The sequence below is a fragment of the uncultured Butyricimonas sp. genome (assembly GCF_959596855.1).
GTDB classification, from domain to species: Bacteria; Bacteroidota; Bacteroidia; order Bacteroidales; family Marinifilaceae; genus Butyricimonas; species Butyricimonas muris.
In genome coordinates this window covers 24,329-40,320 of sequence record NZ_CAUFYA010000026.1, presented here as the reverse complement: position 1 = coordinate 40,320, position 15,992 = coordinate 24,329, and the positions used below count along the sequence as shown (strand labels likewise).

11 protein-coding genes and 1 pseudogene are annotated in these 15,992 nt (G+C 44.4%); 5 read left to right on the top strand and 7 right to left on the bottom strand.

Features of this window, described 5'->3' with window-relative positions; all coding sequences use genetic code 11:
- Nucleotides 1–6: 6 nt before the first annotated feature.
- The 5 genes from Q5866_RS12080 to Q5866_RS12060 all read right to left on the bottom strand — a co-directional run bounded on the left by Q5866_RS12080 (nucleotide 7) and on the right by Q5866_RS12060 (nucleotide 6,076).
- Nucleotides 7–1,140 (bottom strand): FecR family protein, encoded by a 1,134-nt coding sequence (locus Q5866_RS12080; protein ID WP_303180466.1) that lies wholly within the window; start codon nucleotides 1,138–1,140, stop codon nucleotides 7–9.
- A gap of 49 nt (nucleotides 1,141–1,189) precedes the next feature.
- On the bottom strand, nucleotides 1,190–1,696 hold the full coding sequence (locus tag Q5866_RS12075; RefSeq protein WP_292268389.1) for a sigma-70 family RNA polymerase sigma factor: 507 nt from the start codon (nucleotides 1,694–1,696) through the stop codon (nucleotides 1,190–1,192).
- Between the two features lie 184 nt (nucleotides 1,697–1,880).
- Nucleotides 1,881–3,809: a glucosamine-6-phosphate deaminase gene (gene nagB, locus Q5866_RS12070; protein ID WP_303180463.1), complete on the bottom strand. Its 1,929-nt coding sequence runs from the start codon at nucleotides 3,807–3,809 to the stop codon at nucleotides 1,881–1,883.
- Between the two features lie 24 nt (nucleotides 3,810–3,833).
- Nucleotides 3,834–5,018, bottom strand: coding sequence for an ROK family transcriptional regulator (locus Q5866_RS12065; RefSeq protein WP_303180461.1), 1,185 nt, complete (start codon nucleotides 5,016–5,018; stop codon nucleotides 3,834–3,836).
- A gap of 137 nt (nucleotides 5,019–5,155) precedes the next feature.
- Nucleotides 5,156–6,076 (bottom strand): cation diffusion facilitator family transporter, encoded by a 921-nt coding sequence (locus tag Q5866_RS12060; RefSeq protein ID WP_303180459.1) that lies wholly within the window; start codon nucleotides 6,074–6,076, stop codon nucleotides 5,156–5,158.
- A gap of 237 nt (nucleotides 6,077–6,313) precedes the next feature.
- On the opposite strand from Q5866_RS12060, the gene metK reads away from it, so the two are divergent.
- Nucleotides 6,314–7,600 (top strand): methionine adenosyltransferase, encoded by a 1,287-nt coding sequence (gene metK / locus Q5866_RS12055; RefSeq protein WP_303180457.1) that lies wholly within the window; start codon nucleotides 6,314–6,316, stop codon nucleotides 7,598–7,600.
- 138 nt (nucleotides 7,601–7,738) lie between these two features.
- On the opposite strand, the gene Q5866_RS12050 is transcribed toward metK, so the two are convergent.
- Nucleotides 7,739–8,419 carry a zinc metallopeptidase gene (locus tag Q5866_RS12050; protein ID WP_099290811.1) on the bottom strand — a complete coding sequence of 227 codons (681 nt, stop codon included), beginning with the start codon at nucleotides 8,417–8,419 and terminating at the stop codon, nucleotides 7,739–7,741.
- Between the two features lie 186 nt (nucleotides 8,420–8,605).
- Between Q5866_RS12050 and Q5866_RS12045 the strand changes: the two genes are divergently transcribed.
- The 3 genes and pseudogenes from Q5866_RS12045 (at nucleotide 8,606) to Q5866_RS12035 (ending at nucleotide 14,375) form a co-directional block, all read left to right on the top strand.
- Nucleotides 8,606–10,765, top strand: coding sequence for a translation factor GTPase family protein (locus Q5866_RS12045; RefSeq protein ID WP_303180455.1), 2,160 nt, complete (start codon nucleotides 8,606–8,608; stop codon nucleotides 10,763–10,765).
- Nucleotides 10,766–11,003: 238 nt separating this feature from the next.
- Nucleotides 11,004–11,540, top strand: a pseudogene (locus Q5866_RS21090) (ABC transporter permease); the annotation flags it as partial.
- Between the two features lie 1,125 nt (nucleotides 11,541–12,665).
- Nucleotides 12,666–14,375, top strand: coding sequence for a hypothetical protein (locus tag Q5866_RS12035; RefSeq protein ID WP_303180451.1), 1,710 nt, complete (start codon nucleotides 12,666–12,668; stop codon nucleotides 14,373–14,375).
- An 84-nt stretch (nucleotides 14,376–14,459) separates the two neighbouring features.
- On the opposite strand, the gene Q5866_RS12030 is transcribed toward Q5866_RS12035, so the two are convergent.
- Nucleotides 14,460–14,924: a hypothetical protein gene (locus tag Q5866_RS12030; RefSeq protein ID WP_186976852.1), complete on the bottom strand. Its 465-nt coding sequence runs from the start codon at nucleotides 14,922–14,924 to the stop codon at nucleotides 14,460–14,462.
- A 213-nt stretch (nucleotides 14,925–15,137) separates the two neighbouring features.
- Between Q5866_RS12030 and Q5866_RS12025 the strand changes: the two genes are divergently transcribed.
- Nucleotides 15,138–15,857, top strand: coding sequence for a 16S rRNA (uracil(1498)-N(3))-methyltransferase (locus Q5866_RS12025; RefSeq protein WP_303180449.1), 720 nt, complete (start codon nucleotides 15,138–15,140; stop codon nucleotides 15,855–15,857).
- The last annotated feature ends 135 nt before the right edge of the window (nucleotides 15,858–15,992 follow it).

Here is a 15,992-nt window from a genome sequence, read left to right as displayed (position 1 = left end):
AACCTGTTAATCTACAAATATCGTATTTCCCTCACGAGTAATTTTCATATCTCCCATCATATTCAATAATTTCAAGGCATTATCCACGGGCAAATCCCTTTCCGCCAAGAAATGCAAACGCAAATGCATAAATGTTTCATCCCGGAACACGACACGCACACCATACCACCTGCACAACTCCCGCATAATCTCCGCCAAAGACTCGTTATCAAAATAAAAATACCCTTCAATCCATAAATAAAAACTATCCGTGTCCACATTTTTAATCTCGAAAGAACCATCTTCCCTTAAAAACGCATCCTCTCCCGGACGAATAACCGCTTCCGCGGCAGAAACCTTATCCGTCACCCGGACGCTCCCCTGCAACAACGTCACGTGAGTATCCTCTATGGAATAAGCACGCACGTTAAACTCCGTTCCCAACACCTCCGTCACCAGATCCCCGACCTTCACTTTAAAAGGACGTGACGCATCATGTGCCACCTTAAAAAAACCTTCTCCCTGCAACTCGACAACTCTCTCTCCTTCCGGGAAAACACTAGGGTACCTTAACCTACTCTCCGCATTCAACCACACCCGGGTTCCATCCGACAAACACAATTGATAAAAACACCCGCTGGATGTCGAAAGCGTGTGCATTTCCATCTCACTGTCCGGTTCTACAGGTTCATAAACCAACATCTTGCCACTATCGGAAACCACCATGATATTACCCGGCAAACTATCCGTTTTCGAGTTCGAAAGAACCACCTTTCGTCCGTCCCCCGTGCACAACACCACGTTCGAGAAAGAAGTGTCCGGCAAAAATGTAACAAACTCTCGTTGAACAGAAGGCTGGAAAGTAAACCTAAATACCCACAACAACAACAAAATACTTGCCGCCCCGCTCACGAAACCGACCAACAGGCGTCTATGCCTCTTCACCCGCTGTTTTCGTGCAAACTTACCCCATGCCTTATCCGAATCCGTTTCCAGCAACTCACGGACGAAATAACTTCTGCAATCTTCCAACAAACGCATATCACGTGCGCAGTCCGGATCCGATAACATTCTTTCCAACTCCTCATCCTTGATTTGGGGATCATCCAAAGCATCCAACAACCTATCTGTTTTATCCATATCTTGCTTTATATTATCCATCTTCTAATCTTTAATAAATACACCTATCATCTTGTTTAGGGTACCCCCTTCATTCATTTTTTCCAAAAAACTCTTCTCTCAACAACTCCAAAACCCTCATCATGTGCTTCTTCACCGTATTTCTACTAATTCCCAACAAATCCGCCGTTTCCAAATACGTCTTCCTATTAAAACAACATTCTTCCAATACTCTCCGGGTTTGAACAGGCAAAGTAGAGATCACCTTTTCCACACGCATTATTCTATCCTCATCCTCTCCTGGCAAATCCTCCCCCTCTCTATCCGCTTTCATAAGCATTGCTGCATATTTATCGACCGCCTTGCGATGACGCAAATAATTCATGCTTCCATGTTTCACCCGCAAAACAAGAACTGCAAACAATTCATCTTTTTTAAGTTCCTTATACTTCTTCCATGCATACTCGAAAGCTTCACTCACCACATCCTCACTCGCATCCTTATCATTCAAGTAAGTATAAGCATACTGACACAAACGAGAATAGTTCTCCTTAAACATATTCTCGAACTCTCGCTCCAAATTTCGACGCCCCAACATAAATATCAAATATAAATCCTAAAGACAAATTAATACAATTTCATCGACATTTTGCAAAAACAAAACCATTTTCTTTCACCCCTCTCTCCATATGCAACCATTTAATGAGCTTCCACCGGCGAAAAAAAAGAAACGGGATCCCGTAGAATCCCGCTCCCGCAAAAAAAATATAAAACACAACATATTATTTTTCATGCTCGTAACGGACGAAGACCTCCATCGCCTCGTATTCCGCCATCCCAATCCTGTTATACAAATCGGCCGTGTTACGATTGCGATCTTCCGCCCGCTGCCAGAACTCCCGCGGATCATCTCCCGGGTATGCCGGACCGTTATTCTGGGAACCGTGCCTGTAAATAGCTTCCCGTTTGATTGTCAATTCCGACGGGCTCACCGGTACAGCCATATCGACTTTCTCCATTTCCCATTCCAACCATGCCCCGCGGTACAACCACGTGTAACAATCCCGGAACCATTCATCCCCACTCACGACATCAAACGCCCGCATGATTGCCTCTAGACAAACGGCATGTGTCCCGTGCGGGTCGGCAAGATCCCCCGCCGCGTATATCTGGTGAGGCCTGATCTCCCGCAACAATTTCACGATAATATCAACATCCCCATCTCCTAACGGCTTCTTCTTCACCGAACCCGTTTCGTAGAAAGGCATATTCAAGAAATGCACTCTCTCTTTCGGTATTCCCATAAACCGACAGGCTGACAACGCCTCTGCCGAACGCAGTGCCGCCTTGTACGGTAACAACTCCGGCGATTCGTTTTCCTCCGGTTTCCGGTTATGTATCTTGTCTTTCAAGCTTTTAAAACTCTCGTTCTCCATTCCCAAGTTACGAGAGAACATATCGGCAACATCCATCATCTGGTACAAATAATCGTCAAACACGGCGATATTCCCCGATGTCTGGTACGCCACGTGCACCTCATGCCCCTGTTCCACCAGACGCGCCTCGGTACCTCCCATGGAAATCACGTCATCATCCGGGTGCGGGCTGAAAATCAACACGCGTTTCGGGTAAGGATTCGCCCTTTCCGGACGGGTTGAATCATCGGCGTTCGGTTTCCCTCCCGGCCAACCGGAAATCGTGTGTTGCATATCGTTGAACACCTCGATATTCACTTTATTTGCCGAACCGAACAACTCGATCAGATCACTCAGACCGTTCTCCTGATAATCTTTATCCTCGACCTTCAATATAGGCTTCTTCAATTTCTGGCACAAACGCAAAACCGCCTTACGAATCAGTTTCTTGTCCCAATCCACCTTGCTCACCAACCACGGGTAATCCGCTCTCGTCAATTCACCCGCCGCGCTCTCGTCAATCACGAACTGCACGTTTGAATGCATCTGCAAGAAAGTGGCAGGCACCGTGTCCGACACCCGTCCTTCCACGGTAGCCTTGATGATCGGGGCTTTCTTCTCTCCCCATGCGAGCAAAACAACCCGTCTTGCTTTCATGATCGTCCCCACCCCCATGGTAATCGCTTTCGTGGGTACCAGATTCCGGCTCCCGAAATCCTTAATCGCGTCTTTAATCGTCAAGTCATTCAAGTAAACCTTTCTCGTGGTAGACGTGATAAAAGACCCCGGCTCGTTGAAACCGATATGTCCCGTCCGACCGATACCCAGTACTTGAAGATCAATTCCGCCCTCCGCGTCAATCGCTTTCTCGTAATCCTCGCAGAATTTCTCTATCTCTTCTTCCGTCTGTAAAGTACCGTCGGGTATATGAATATTTTTAGGATCAATATCTATATGATCAAATAAATGATGATGCATGAAATAATGGTAACTCTGCTCCGACTCTTTCGGCATCGGCAGATACTCGTCCAAGTTGAACGTCACCACGTTGCGGAAAGACAAGCCTTCCTCCCTGTGCATCCTCACGAGTTCTTGGTACAATTTGATCGGGGAAACTCCCGTCGCCAATCCCAGAACACACTTTTCACTGCTGGCAGCTTTGGTTTGCACCAAATCTGCGATTTCCCGGGCAACGGCTTTCACCGCCTCGTCCGCCGTTTCATAGATCTGAACGGGTATCTTCTCGAACCTGTCAGCTCCCTCTCCCTTCGCGATGTAGTTTTTTGTTATTACCATATTGTTCCTCCTTTTATATACCGGTTAATAGAGTGAATAAACACTCTCCGAATCATCATACAAATGTTCCATCACAATCATCAACGTTCCCAGTATCGCCGAATAGCCTCCCAAGTTACTCATCACCAGCTCGCAATGATTGCGCATCCGGGCCAAAGCATATTTATTCACCGCCTGTCGCACCGGAACGATCAGCAAATCCCCCGCCTCCGTGACTTCTCCCCCGATCACGACCATATCCGGGTTAAACAGGTGTATCATCGCGGCAATCCCTTCGCCCAACTTCTCGCCCGCCTGATGCAACACCTCGATTGCCGAAATATCGTCTTTTCCGGCGGCATCTATAACGACTTGCAACGACCTCCCCGCCACTTTCTCGATTGCCCGACCGGAAGACACCGTTTCCAAGCATCCGATTTTCCCGCAATGGCAAGGCGCATCCAGTCCCGAAATACGGATATGCCCGAACTCTCCGGCCATCCCGATTCCCCCGCGATACAACTTGGAGTTCAAAATCATTCCCAAACCGATACACTCGTTTACGCTAATACAAAGAACATTGTTTATATTTTTCGCTATCCCGAACGTGTGTTCCGCCATCGCCATCACGTTCGAGTCATTATCGATAAACACGGGCATCCCCAACATTTCTTCCAGAATGTCCTTCAAACCGGGACGTTCGTACGTCAGATAAGTATAGGTATTCCCTTCCCGGTCTATCAATCCCGGAAGCGCAACCCCGCACATTTTAATCTTCGTGCGGTCAACACCCAATTTCTCGATAACCTCGTCAATTCTCTCCTTGATATATTTCAGCGTGACATCATCATCCTGTCCTTCCAGTATGGACGGGTATTCCAGAATCCCCTCTATCGGCTCGTTTTGCAGGTTAAAAATAGCTATTCGCAAATACTCGCGCCCTATATCCACGCCCAGTATATAGGCAGCATCGGGATTCAATGAAAAAACATGAGGACGTTTCCCCCCGATAGAATTTCCGCATCCCCGGTCAACAACCCAACCCTCCTCCATCAACTCATCAATCATCTTACCGACCGTGGGGGTAGTCACGTTTGTCAACCGACAGATTTCAGGCTTCGACAACTCGCCCATCCTGTAAAGGAAGCCGATAATCGCCTTCTTCTGCAAGTACCGCTTCTCCTTCAAGCCCGGTAAAAACCCTTTATTTATGGTGTTCGAGTCGTTCATAATTTCATCTATCCGAAGAATTCATCATTATCACACCACAAATATATAAAATACTTTCTAAAATATTTACGAAAGTATCACTCAAAATGAAAAATATTTTTCTTACCACATAACTTTTACCCGCTATTCAAAACATACTATTCATCCGGGCAACTGTAACAACCTTCCGATTCGTACTCTATCTCGACGGTCAAGTGGTCGATTCCCATCTCTTTCAACTTATCGACAGCCTCGTGCTTTACCTTGATAACATCTTCCCGCGAGGCAACGTCCGGGACAATCAAATGAGCGGAAGCGATATTCTTCTCCCCGTCCAACGTCCACACGTGCAGGTCATGCACTTCCTTCACCCCCGGCACCCCCTCCAGAACAAGCTTCACCTTATCTTCCGGTATATGTTCCGGCGTCGCTTGCAGAAGAATCCGGAAAATAGCGTACAGGTTGCGACACACGTTTGTCAGGATAAAAATACCGATACACACGGACAGAAGCGGGTCTATGAAATACCATCCCGTGTAACGGATAACCAAGCTGCCGACCAGTACCGCCAACCACCCCAGCACATCTTCCAGTAAATGCAGCATCACGGCACGCTGGCTGATGGAATTTCCCTTCATCAGACGCAACGCCGCAAAACCGTTCACCGCCAACCCCGCGATAGCCAACCACATCATCCCCGAATAATTCACCTCGGCAGGATGAAAAAGACGGGGTATCGTCTCCATAAAGACAAAAACAGACCCGACGAGCAACACGATAGAATTAATCAAAGCTCCCAAGGTTGAAAACCGCTTGTACCCGTAAGTAAATGTCCGGGTTCTCCGTTTCTTCGAGTATCGTTCCAAGAAAAAAGACACCCCTATCGAAAAAGCATCCCCGAAATCATGGACGGCATCCGATATAATCGCTACCGAATTCGTCCACACGCCCCCGATAATCTCGATAACAGCGAAACCTAAATTCAAGAAAAAAGCGATACCCAAATTCTTCGTACTATCCCCGTGAGAATGATTGTGACCTGCATGTGAATGTCCCTCGTGCGAATGTTCGTTCTTCATGGCTACTTATTTTTTGTAAAAATACTCAATTCTTCCATGAATGGTTTCATTTCATCGAGAAAATAATTACCTTTGCACCCGATAAAAGTGGAAAGATTTGGCTGATTGCAACCACGGAAAAAAAGTGCTAAAACGCAGAATAATTCTGAATTCAACCATCCATGTACTTTCCTATAGTTTAATTTACGATTTATGATTCAATCTAAAATCTAAAATCCTTAAATCTAAAATTAATTTATGGGATACTTATTTACATCTGAATCCGTATCGGAAGGACATCCGGACAAAGTGGCAGACCAGATTTCGGATGCCGTGCTAGACAAAATCATCGCGTTCGACGCAGACGCCAAAGTTGCCTGCGAAACACTGGTAACCACGGGACAAACCGTCATCGCGGGAGAAATCAAAACGAAAACTTACGTGGACGTGCAACAAATCGCCCGTGACGTGATCAACCGCATCGGTTACACCAAAAGCGAATACATGTTCGACGGGAACAGCTGCGGAGTCCTCAGCGCCATTCACGAACAATCTCCCGACATCAACCGGGGAGTGGTACGCGAAGACCCGATGGAACAAGGAGCCGGCGACCAAGGCATGATGTTCGGTTACGCTTGCAGCGAAACGGATAACTACATGCCGCTAGCTCTCGAGTTATCACACCTGCTGTTATTCGAGCTCGCCCGAATCCGCAAGGAAGGACAAGAAATGACCTACCTGCGCCCGGACTCGAAATCACAGGTAACCATTGAATACGGCGACGACAACAAACCCGCCCGTGTTCACACGATAGTGATCTCCACCCAGCATGATGAATTTGTCCGTGCCAAAGAAACATCACCGGAAGCCCGGCTTGAAGCTGACGCCCAAATGGTGGATCAAATCCGTTGGGACATCATCAACATTCTGCTTCCGCGGGTAAAACAACAATTGCCGGAACGCGTGCAAGCCCTGTTTGACGAGAACCTGATTCTCCACGTCAACCCCACGGGCAAATTCGTAATCGGCGGTCCTCACGGGGATACCGGGCTTACCGGAAGAAAAATTATCGTTGACACTTACGGCGGCAAAGGCGCACACGGCGGCGGCGCGTTCTCCGGCAAAGACCCTTCCAAAGTAGACCGTTCAGCCGCTTACGCCGCCCGTCATATCGCTAAAAACATGGTTGCGGCAGGCATCGCCGACGAAATATTAATTCAAATCTCCTACGCCATCGGTATCGCCCGTCCCGTGGGAATATTCGTGAACACTTACGGCACGGCAAAAGTAAACCTGAGCGATTCCGCTATTGCCGGGAAAATCGAACAACTTTTCGACCTTCGCCCGAAAGCCATCGAGCAACGCTTGAAACTCCGTAACCCGATCTATCAGGAAACGGCAAGTTACGGCCACATGGGAAGAACTCCCAGAACCGTGAAAAAAGTATTCACCTCGAACTATTGGCCGACTAAAGAAGTAAAAGTCGAACTTTTCACGTGGGAAAAACTCGATTACGTCGAAAAAATCAAAGAAGCCTTTTTATAAAAAAACGAGAGGTGTTCCCTCTCGTTTTTTTAGTTCGTAAAGTTTATAAAGTTCATAAAGTTTATAAGGTTCGTAAGGTATAAGGACTTTGAGAACCGAAGGTTCAACTTTATAAACTTTATAAACCTTACAAACTTATTAGTCCCTCCGCCCCATAAAGATCATGACATAATATAATAAGGTAGCTAAAGAACCAAGCGCGGCAATCACGTACGTGTAAGCAGCCCATTTCAAGGCATCCTTAGCACTTTCTTGCGATTCGTAAGTCGTTATACCGGAATTCCGCAACCATGCCAATGCCCGATGACTGGCATCAATTTCCACGGGTAACGTGATAAAACTAAATAAAGTCATTGCTCCAAAAAGAATAATCCCAGCCAACATTACTTGAGGGAATGCCTGTAATGTCAAGATTCCCGCCAACAGTATCCATTGTACCCACCGGGAAGCAAAACTTACCATCGGCACCAAAGCCGAACGCAATTTCAACATACCGTAAGCCTGCGCATGTTGCAAAGCATGACCGCACTCGTGTGCTGCCACAGCCGCGGCTGCCACATTGGCACCATAATATACTTCCTGACTCAAATTAATCGTCTTGTTCGTCGGATTATAATGGTCGGTCAGTTGCCCCTGTACACTACCGATCTTCACCCCTTGTACACCATTATCCCTCAACATTTTCTCCACCACGTCTTTCCCGGTCATCCCGTTAGCGGTGGGTATTTTAGAGTACTTCTTAAAACGAACTTGTAACTGGTGGCTTACCAACCAACTCAAGATCGCAAATCCAATAAATATTATCCAAATCAAACTCATTCCTGTCATAAATCAATCAAATTAAAATTCATTTCAAATATATACAAAAAACAGACCATTCCCCCCGTTGATAAATATTTTTAGCAAGAATGACATAAACTATTGCTTTTTAATAAAATCTTCACTAATTTGTAACCCTCGAATTATTTGAACAGTTATATACGTTATTAACTAAACTGTATTATAATGAAGACCTATAAACCTAACGAAATTAAAAACATCGCGCTGGTGGGTAGTGCCGGGTCCGGCAAAACCACGTTAGCGGAATCCATGATGTACGAGGGCGGGGTCATCCCGCGCAGAGGTAGCATTAGTGCAAAAAACACTTCATCCGACTACCGTCCGGTAGAACAGGAATACGGATCATCAGTATTCCCGGCTGTACTATACACGGAGTGGAAAGAGCACAAGCTCAATTTTATTGACACCCCGGGTGCAGACGATTTTGTCGGAGGAGTTATCTCTGCGCTGAACGTTGTCGATACCGGAGTAATGGTCATTAATGCCGTTAGAGGTGTCGAGGTAGGAACCGAAATCATCGCGCGTCACGCGAAAAGACTCAACAAACCGTTGATTTTCGTTATCAACCAAGTAGATCACGAGAAAGCAAATTTCGATCACACGATGGAACAAGCGAAAGCCGCTTTCGGTTCAAAAGTCGTGCAAGTACAATACCCCGTGAACCCGGGACTCGGATTCAACCGGGTAATTGACGTTTTAAAGATGGAAATGTACCAATGGAAACCCGAGGGCGGCAAACCGGAAGTACTCCCCATCCCCAAAGAAGAAGAAGAGAAAGCGCACGAACTGCATAACGCATTGATCGAGGCTGCCGCCGAGAACGACGAGCAACTCATGGAATTATTCTTCGAGAAAGGCTCGCTAACAGAAGACGAGATGCGCACGGGAATCCGCAAAGGACTCATCGCACGGGACATGTTCCCCGTGTTCTGCGTGTCGGCAGAGAAAGACATGTGCGTGCGTCGTTTCATGGAATTTGTTATCAACGTGGCACCGAGTGCCGGCAGCATGCCCCCGTCCATCACCGAAGACGGTCAAGAAGTTCCTTACGACGAAAAAGGCCCGACCTCCCTGTACATGTTCAACACCACGGTAGAGCCTCATTTGGGAGAAGTGATTTATTTCAAAGTCGCTTCCGGCACCATACATGAAGGCGATGATTTATACAATGCCACCAACGACAGCAAAGAACGCATCTCCACGCTATACGCGGTAGCCGGGAAAAACCGTGCGAAAGTACCTGAAATGATGGCAGGAGATATCGGCGCCACCGTTAAACTGAAAAACACGAACAACGGCGACACGCTGAACGAGAAAGACGTTCATTACAAATTCGGTCAAATCCAATACCCGAATCCCCGTTTCAGAACAGCCGTACGTGCCGCTAACACGAGCGACGAAGAAAAACTCGCCGAAGTACTGCAACGTATTCATCAGGAAGACCCCACGTTCCTCGTGGAATATTCCAAGGAATTGAAACAAATGATTATCTCCGGTCAGGGAGAATTCCACCTGAACACGATGAAATGGCGCATCGAGCACAACGACAAGTTGGAAATCGAATTTTACCCGCCAAGAATACCGTATCGCGAAACCATCACCAAATACTCTTACGCCGACTACCGCCACAAGAAACAATCGGGAGGTGCCGGACAATTCGGAGAAGTACATCTCGTGATAGAACCTTATTCCGAGGGTATGCCCGCCCCGACCATGTACAAAATCAACGGTGTCGACAGCAAAATTTCAGTGAAAGACACCGAAGTCGTTGAATTGCCGTGGGGTGGGAAACTGGTATTCTACAATTGTATCGTGGGTGGTGTTATCGACGCCCGCTTCATGCCGGCAATCTTGAAGGGTATCATGGAGAAAATGGAAGAAGGCCCGCTTACCGGCTCATACGCCCGCGACATCCGTGTCAGCGTGTACGACGGCAAGATGCACCCCGTGGACTCAAACGAAATCTCGTTCAAACTTGCCGGACGCAATGCCTTCAGCGCCGCGTTCAAACAAGCCGGCCCGAAAATCCTTGAACCTATCTACGACGTGGAAGTCCTTGTTCCGGACGAATACATGGGCGACGTGATGGGCGACCTCCAAACCCGTAGAGCCATCATCATGGGAATGGAAGCCGACTCCGGGTTCCAGAAACTAATGGCGAAAGTACCGTTAAAAGAAATGCAACGCTACTCCACGGCATTAAGCTCCATCACCGGTGGACGCGCCTCCTTCACGATGAGTTTCGCCAGCTATGAAAAAGTGCCGTCAGAAGTTCAGGATGAGCTGCTGAAAACTTACCAAGAAGAGAAGGAAGACGAAGATTAATTACAGATACATAAATTCAACTTATACGACTCCAACTATTTTGATTGTATTCAAAATAGTTGGAGTTTCTTTACTCGCGAACAAGTGGAACAATACTAATTACACGGAATAACAGCCGCTAAATTTCATTATTCCCGGAGCAATACATCAATTTTACATATTAATAATACAAAAACAAATACATTTGTATATATTTGTATCATCACACGCTCAAAACTTGCAAACAATACATTAATCTATGACACCCGAGAAACAAACAGAAGAATTGTCTAAAAACAAAATTTTTAATTTACATGTCATTCATTATAACATAAAACTCTTGCTAAGAAGCAAGTTCTTGATCATCTATTTTCTTTTCACATATGGGATCATTATATATGCACAAATACGAAACCAAAGTAATATTTTCTATTCTTCCAGCTTGGATGAATTAAACTTCTCCTCGTTTATTCCATACATGAATACTTTCCTCTTCTCTATTTTTCTAACACTCCCGTTAATTGTCTTCGGATCATACTTTTTGTACAAAGAACGCAAAATCGACACATTAGAAACAATATACTATCGCCCGATAAGTAACACGAAATATATACGGGGAATCTGTTTTGCATTTATTTGTGTCTTTGGTGGAGTTGCCACATTACTTCTGTTATTAACCATGTTCACGCATGTATTTACCAGTTCTGCACCTTTCAATATATTACATTATTTATTTTATCTGCTCACGCTACTTGTCCCCACCATTGTATTCATATTGGGACTCTCGTTTTTCATGGTTACTTGGATAAAAAGCCACATACTAAGTATTATTATTCTTTTGGGATACGTGTTTTTCACCGTATTTTACATTACAGATTATCAATCCGGCCTTCTTGACCCGTTCGGGATCACGCTTCCCAATACATTCTCTGACATCACGGGACACCCGAATATAACAAATTATCTTCTCCAACGCGGTTGCTGGCTTTTCCTTGGCTTAGGATTAATTCAATTGACCGTGCTTAACTTTCCCCGGCTTCCCAATCATCCCTCAAAAAAACAGAGGCTCTACATCACAGTAACTCTCATCACAATCGGACTTCTCTCCGGTATCACCTTTTTCATTTCAAACCAATGTTCACTCTCACTCCGTCATACTTATTCTGACATCTATAACAAATTTACATCCGCCCCCAAAGCAACATTATTATCGCAAAACATAAAATACGAGCAAACGCATAAAAAAATGTCAGTAAATTCCGAATTACTCGTACAAAACCTATCGGGAAAAATACTTGATGAAATTATCCTCTATCTTAATCCCGGTTTAAAAATCACTTCGCTGACTTCTAACGGAATACCCCTACCTTATGAACGCAAGCAGCAAGTCATTATTATTAAAAACCAGCTCCTTGTCAATGATTCAATAGAGTTTCAAATATCATACGAAGGACGAGTCGATGAAAATTTATGCTATTTGGATATCCCGGACAAAGCAATCACGAATACAAGTGATAAAATGTATTTAGCGAGTCGCCACGGGAAACATTACGCATACCAAGAAAAAAACTTCACTTTACTAACCCCGGAAGTTTCATGGTATCCAACAACGGAACCTCCCGTAAATCCACATTCACCACACGAAACACCTAAAAATTTCACGAATTATACATTACAAGTATCACCCACCGGAAAAAACAAAGCAATCTCACAAGGGAAAAAATCATTTAACAGCAAATACACCGTTTTTAAAAATGAATATCCACTCACCGGTATTTCACTCTGTATCGGGGATTACATAACTCGTAGAATCACAGTTGACTCAATCACATACGAACTTAATATCTTTAACAAACACGCCCACTTATTCAAAAATTTCGGGAAACACAAAGATTTCTCTCTCGTGGACTTAATACGACAAGTGAAACATGTAGCAGAAGTTACCACAGGAAAAAACTATCCCTACAAACGATTTATCCTCACCGAAACCCCTGTCAGTTTCACCTCTTACTTTCGTAACGCGCAAGGGGGAAGTGAATTCGTTCAACCGGAACTGGTATTCTACCCGGAGCGAGGATTCGGCACACCAATTTCTCCAAGCAAAAAAACAACCGACGAACAAGGTTCAAGTATTCAAAATTTCCTATTAAAAGAAAACAACATTCAACACTCGTTTTCATGGGAAAATATTCTGGCACTATATTCAAGAAAAAAAAAGCTACTTTATCCTGATTCTTTCGAGTATTCGAAAAACCTGCATTTGATTTTCCCGCTTTTTATCAATCAAATGACATACCTGTATTCAAGCGAATACCCCTGCATCAATACCATCGTCAACATCACTTTAATTGACAACAACGCGACAAGCACAGACGGACGCAAACATATATTACCGAGAACAGAGTTTCAAGCCATAGAATATCTTTCCGGCAAGAGTCTGAAAGAAGCTTTGCAAGACGAGCACATCGAATCACCTGTTCTTGATGCCATTCTAGTATTAAAAAATCGGGAATTGGTGGATATTCTCAACACACGAGGCATACACCAAGATAGCCTCATATCATTTTTGAACACTTTTATCACCCGGTATCAATTTCAAAAAGTGAATTTCCAGCTGCTCAACGAAGAATTCAAAGCAAAACACCACATCGATTGGGAAGAAATTATCCCTATATGGTACAATTGCAATCAAATTCCAACCTATTTTATTCAAAACACCTATTACACTATTATCAAAACAACAGACGGACGCCACCGGAGTAACGTCAAATTCAGCATTTTCAACAATAGCAACGTAGACGGCATCATAAATATCGAAAGTAAAACCTTACCACCCGGTGGATTGACCGCATTGCGACAGGCTCTTGACGAAAAGAAAAGAGCACACCTCATTAAATATCAAGCGATTGAAATCAAAGCCAACACGGGAAAAGAATTCTCTTTCATGGTGGACAACTTACGCGCAATAAGTCTAAACACGAACATTTCAGGAAATATCCCGAACCGGATTCAAATTAACAGCACCCCTAATGCCTTCTCATCCGATACGACACAATATACACGTGATCTTACTAAAGAACATTTTCTAACAACACCTGACGAAACTATCGTGGATAACACCGATCCCGGATTCAAAACGACACAATACTCCGGTAAATTACGAGCTCATCTGAAAAATGATATCCATACATGGGAAAAGTACGAGAACTTCAAATCTCAATGGATAACAACTTCCCCCGATACATGGAAACAATATATCCATCAAGAAGCCTATGGTTTCCCGATTCGAAGTTACATGTACAAAAAAGTGAAATCCAGCAACAAATCTGCAGCAGAATGGAAAACCAATCTCGACAGGGAAGGAATGTTCGAGATTCTGGTCTATATACCGGAAAACTATATTCCAGCTAATAATCGTTTAAAATCCTATATACAAAAATATGGAATTTTTTTCCATGACAAGCAGGAAGAACTCTCGTACATTAATATGAATCAAAATCAAGGCTGGCACTCTTTAGGTTCATTTTATTGCACACCCGGAGAGCATAAAATATTTCTTTACGATGAAGGTGACGAGGAGCAAATTCTCATTGCGGACGCCATCAAATGGGTATATAAAAACACGAAATAACACTGACAAAACGTGATTATACATTAGATACCGTAAAAACAAATATTCCAACAATTCTAATGTATAATCATTTTTCAATCCATATCATTTACTTATTTTCACTTTTGTTTTACCCGCCGCAATTACTTTTGAGCCATCATAAAACAAAATCTCCATACTCCCCGGCAATCCGTCCATAAAAGTATAATCCGGCATAAAAAACGTAAATCGACATATCAAATCTCTTCCCATTTTTAAAGGCAATTCCGCATTTACAATATGAGCCGAATAATCATTTTCCGGCATAGGAATATTAAACGTCACTCCTAACATTGTGATTCTTGCCTCGATTCCAAGACGATATACATCAAATGGAGCTTCCGCACAAATATACATTTCTAGCGAACTTCCCAATTTTAAAATCAAAGGGTCCCCCTCGTGTTGACCATCCACGTTCCAATATATAAAACTAGGAGTACCGGGCACTTCATCGAAAATAATAGCACGTGCGGTATAAAAAACACCACAACTTAAAACGACAATAAACGCTAACAATTTAATTTTTTTCATACTAATTTGTTTTAGATTAATAATCATATTTGCAAATATATTAAATCTCAATGAATAACTCAACATAAATATATCACATTAGTAAAATAATTACAATATATAATCACAACACTAAACAAGAAAAGAACGTACGCTTAAAAATATTATTATCGACTGCAATTGTGTCTTATCAAGCCTTTTTATACCTTTGCCCCGTCATTAAAACACGGAACTATGCACCTATTTTACACGCCGGACATCACGGGCAATGAATACACGCTACCGGAAGAAGAATCAAAACACTGCATCAAAGTACTTCGCCTCGAAGCGGGTGACCGAGTATCGCTAATCGACGGTAAAGGGGGATTCTACACCTGCGAGATCATCCAGCCGAATGCCAAGCGCTGTGAAGTCAAGTGCATCGAGAAAATAGAACATTACGGGCAACGGGAGTTCCGCATACATATCGCCATTGCCCCGACCAAAAACATCGAGCGCATCGAATGGTTCCTCGAGAAATGCACGGAAATAGGAATCGACGAGATCACCCCGCTACTCTGCGAACACTCGGAGCGAAAGATCATCAAACCGGACAGACTGGAAAAAGTAATCGTTTCCGCCATGAAACAATCGCTGAAAGCCTACCTTCCCGAGCTTCACCCGATGACACCCTTCGACGATTTCGTGCAGGCACGGCGGGAAGGCGTAAAATGTATCGCCCACTGTGACGAGGACAACAAAAAACGACTGGACGAAGCCTATCTCCCCGACCAGCCGATCACCATACTAATCGGTCCCGAGGGCGACTTTTCCAGCCGGGAAATAGAACTTGCCAAAAACAACGGCTTTATCCCCCTGACACTGGGCGAAAGTCGCCTGCGCACGGAAACCGCAGGCATCGTGGCTTGCCACAGCATCAATTTCATACAGGAAACCCGAGTAAAACACGACTGACAAACGGCATCTTCCCTTACTTGGCTATAACTTTTCCTACCCGCAAATTAGGGATATACTACCCCATTAGGCGGTTAAAAGGCGACAATTGGCAGACTATTGGGCGGGATCGCCCACTCTTCGCCTACTTATAGC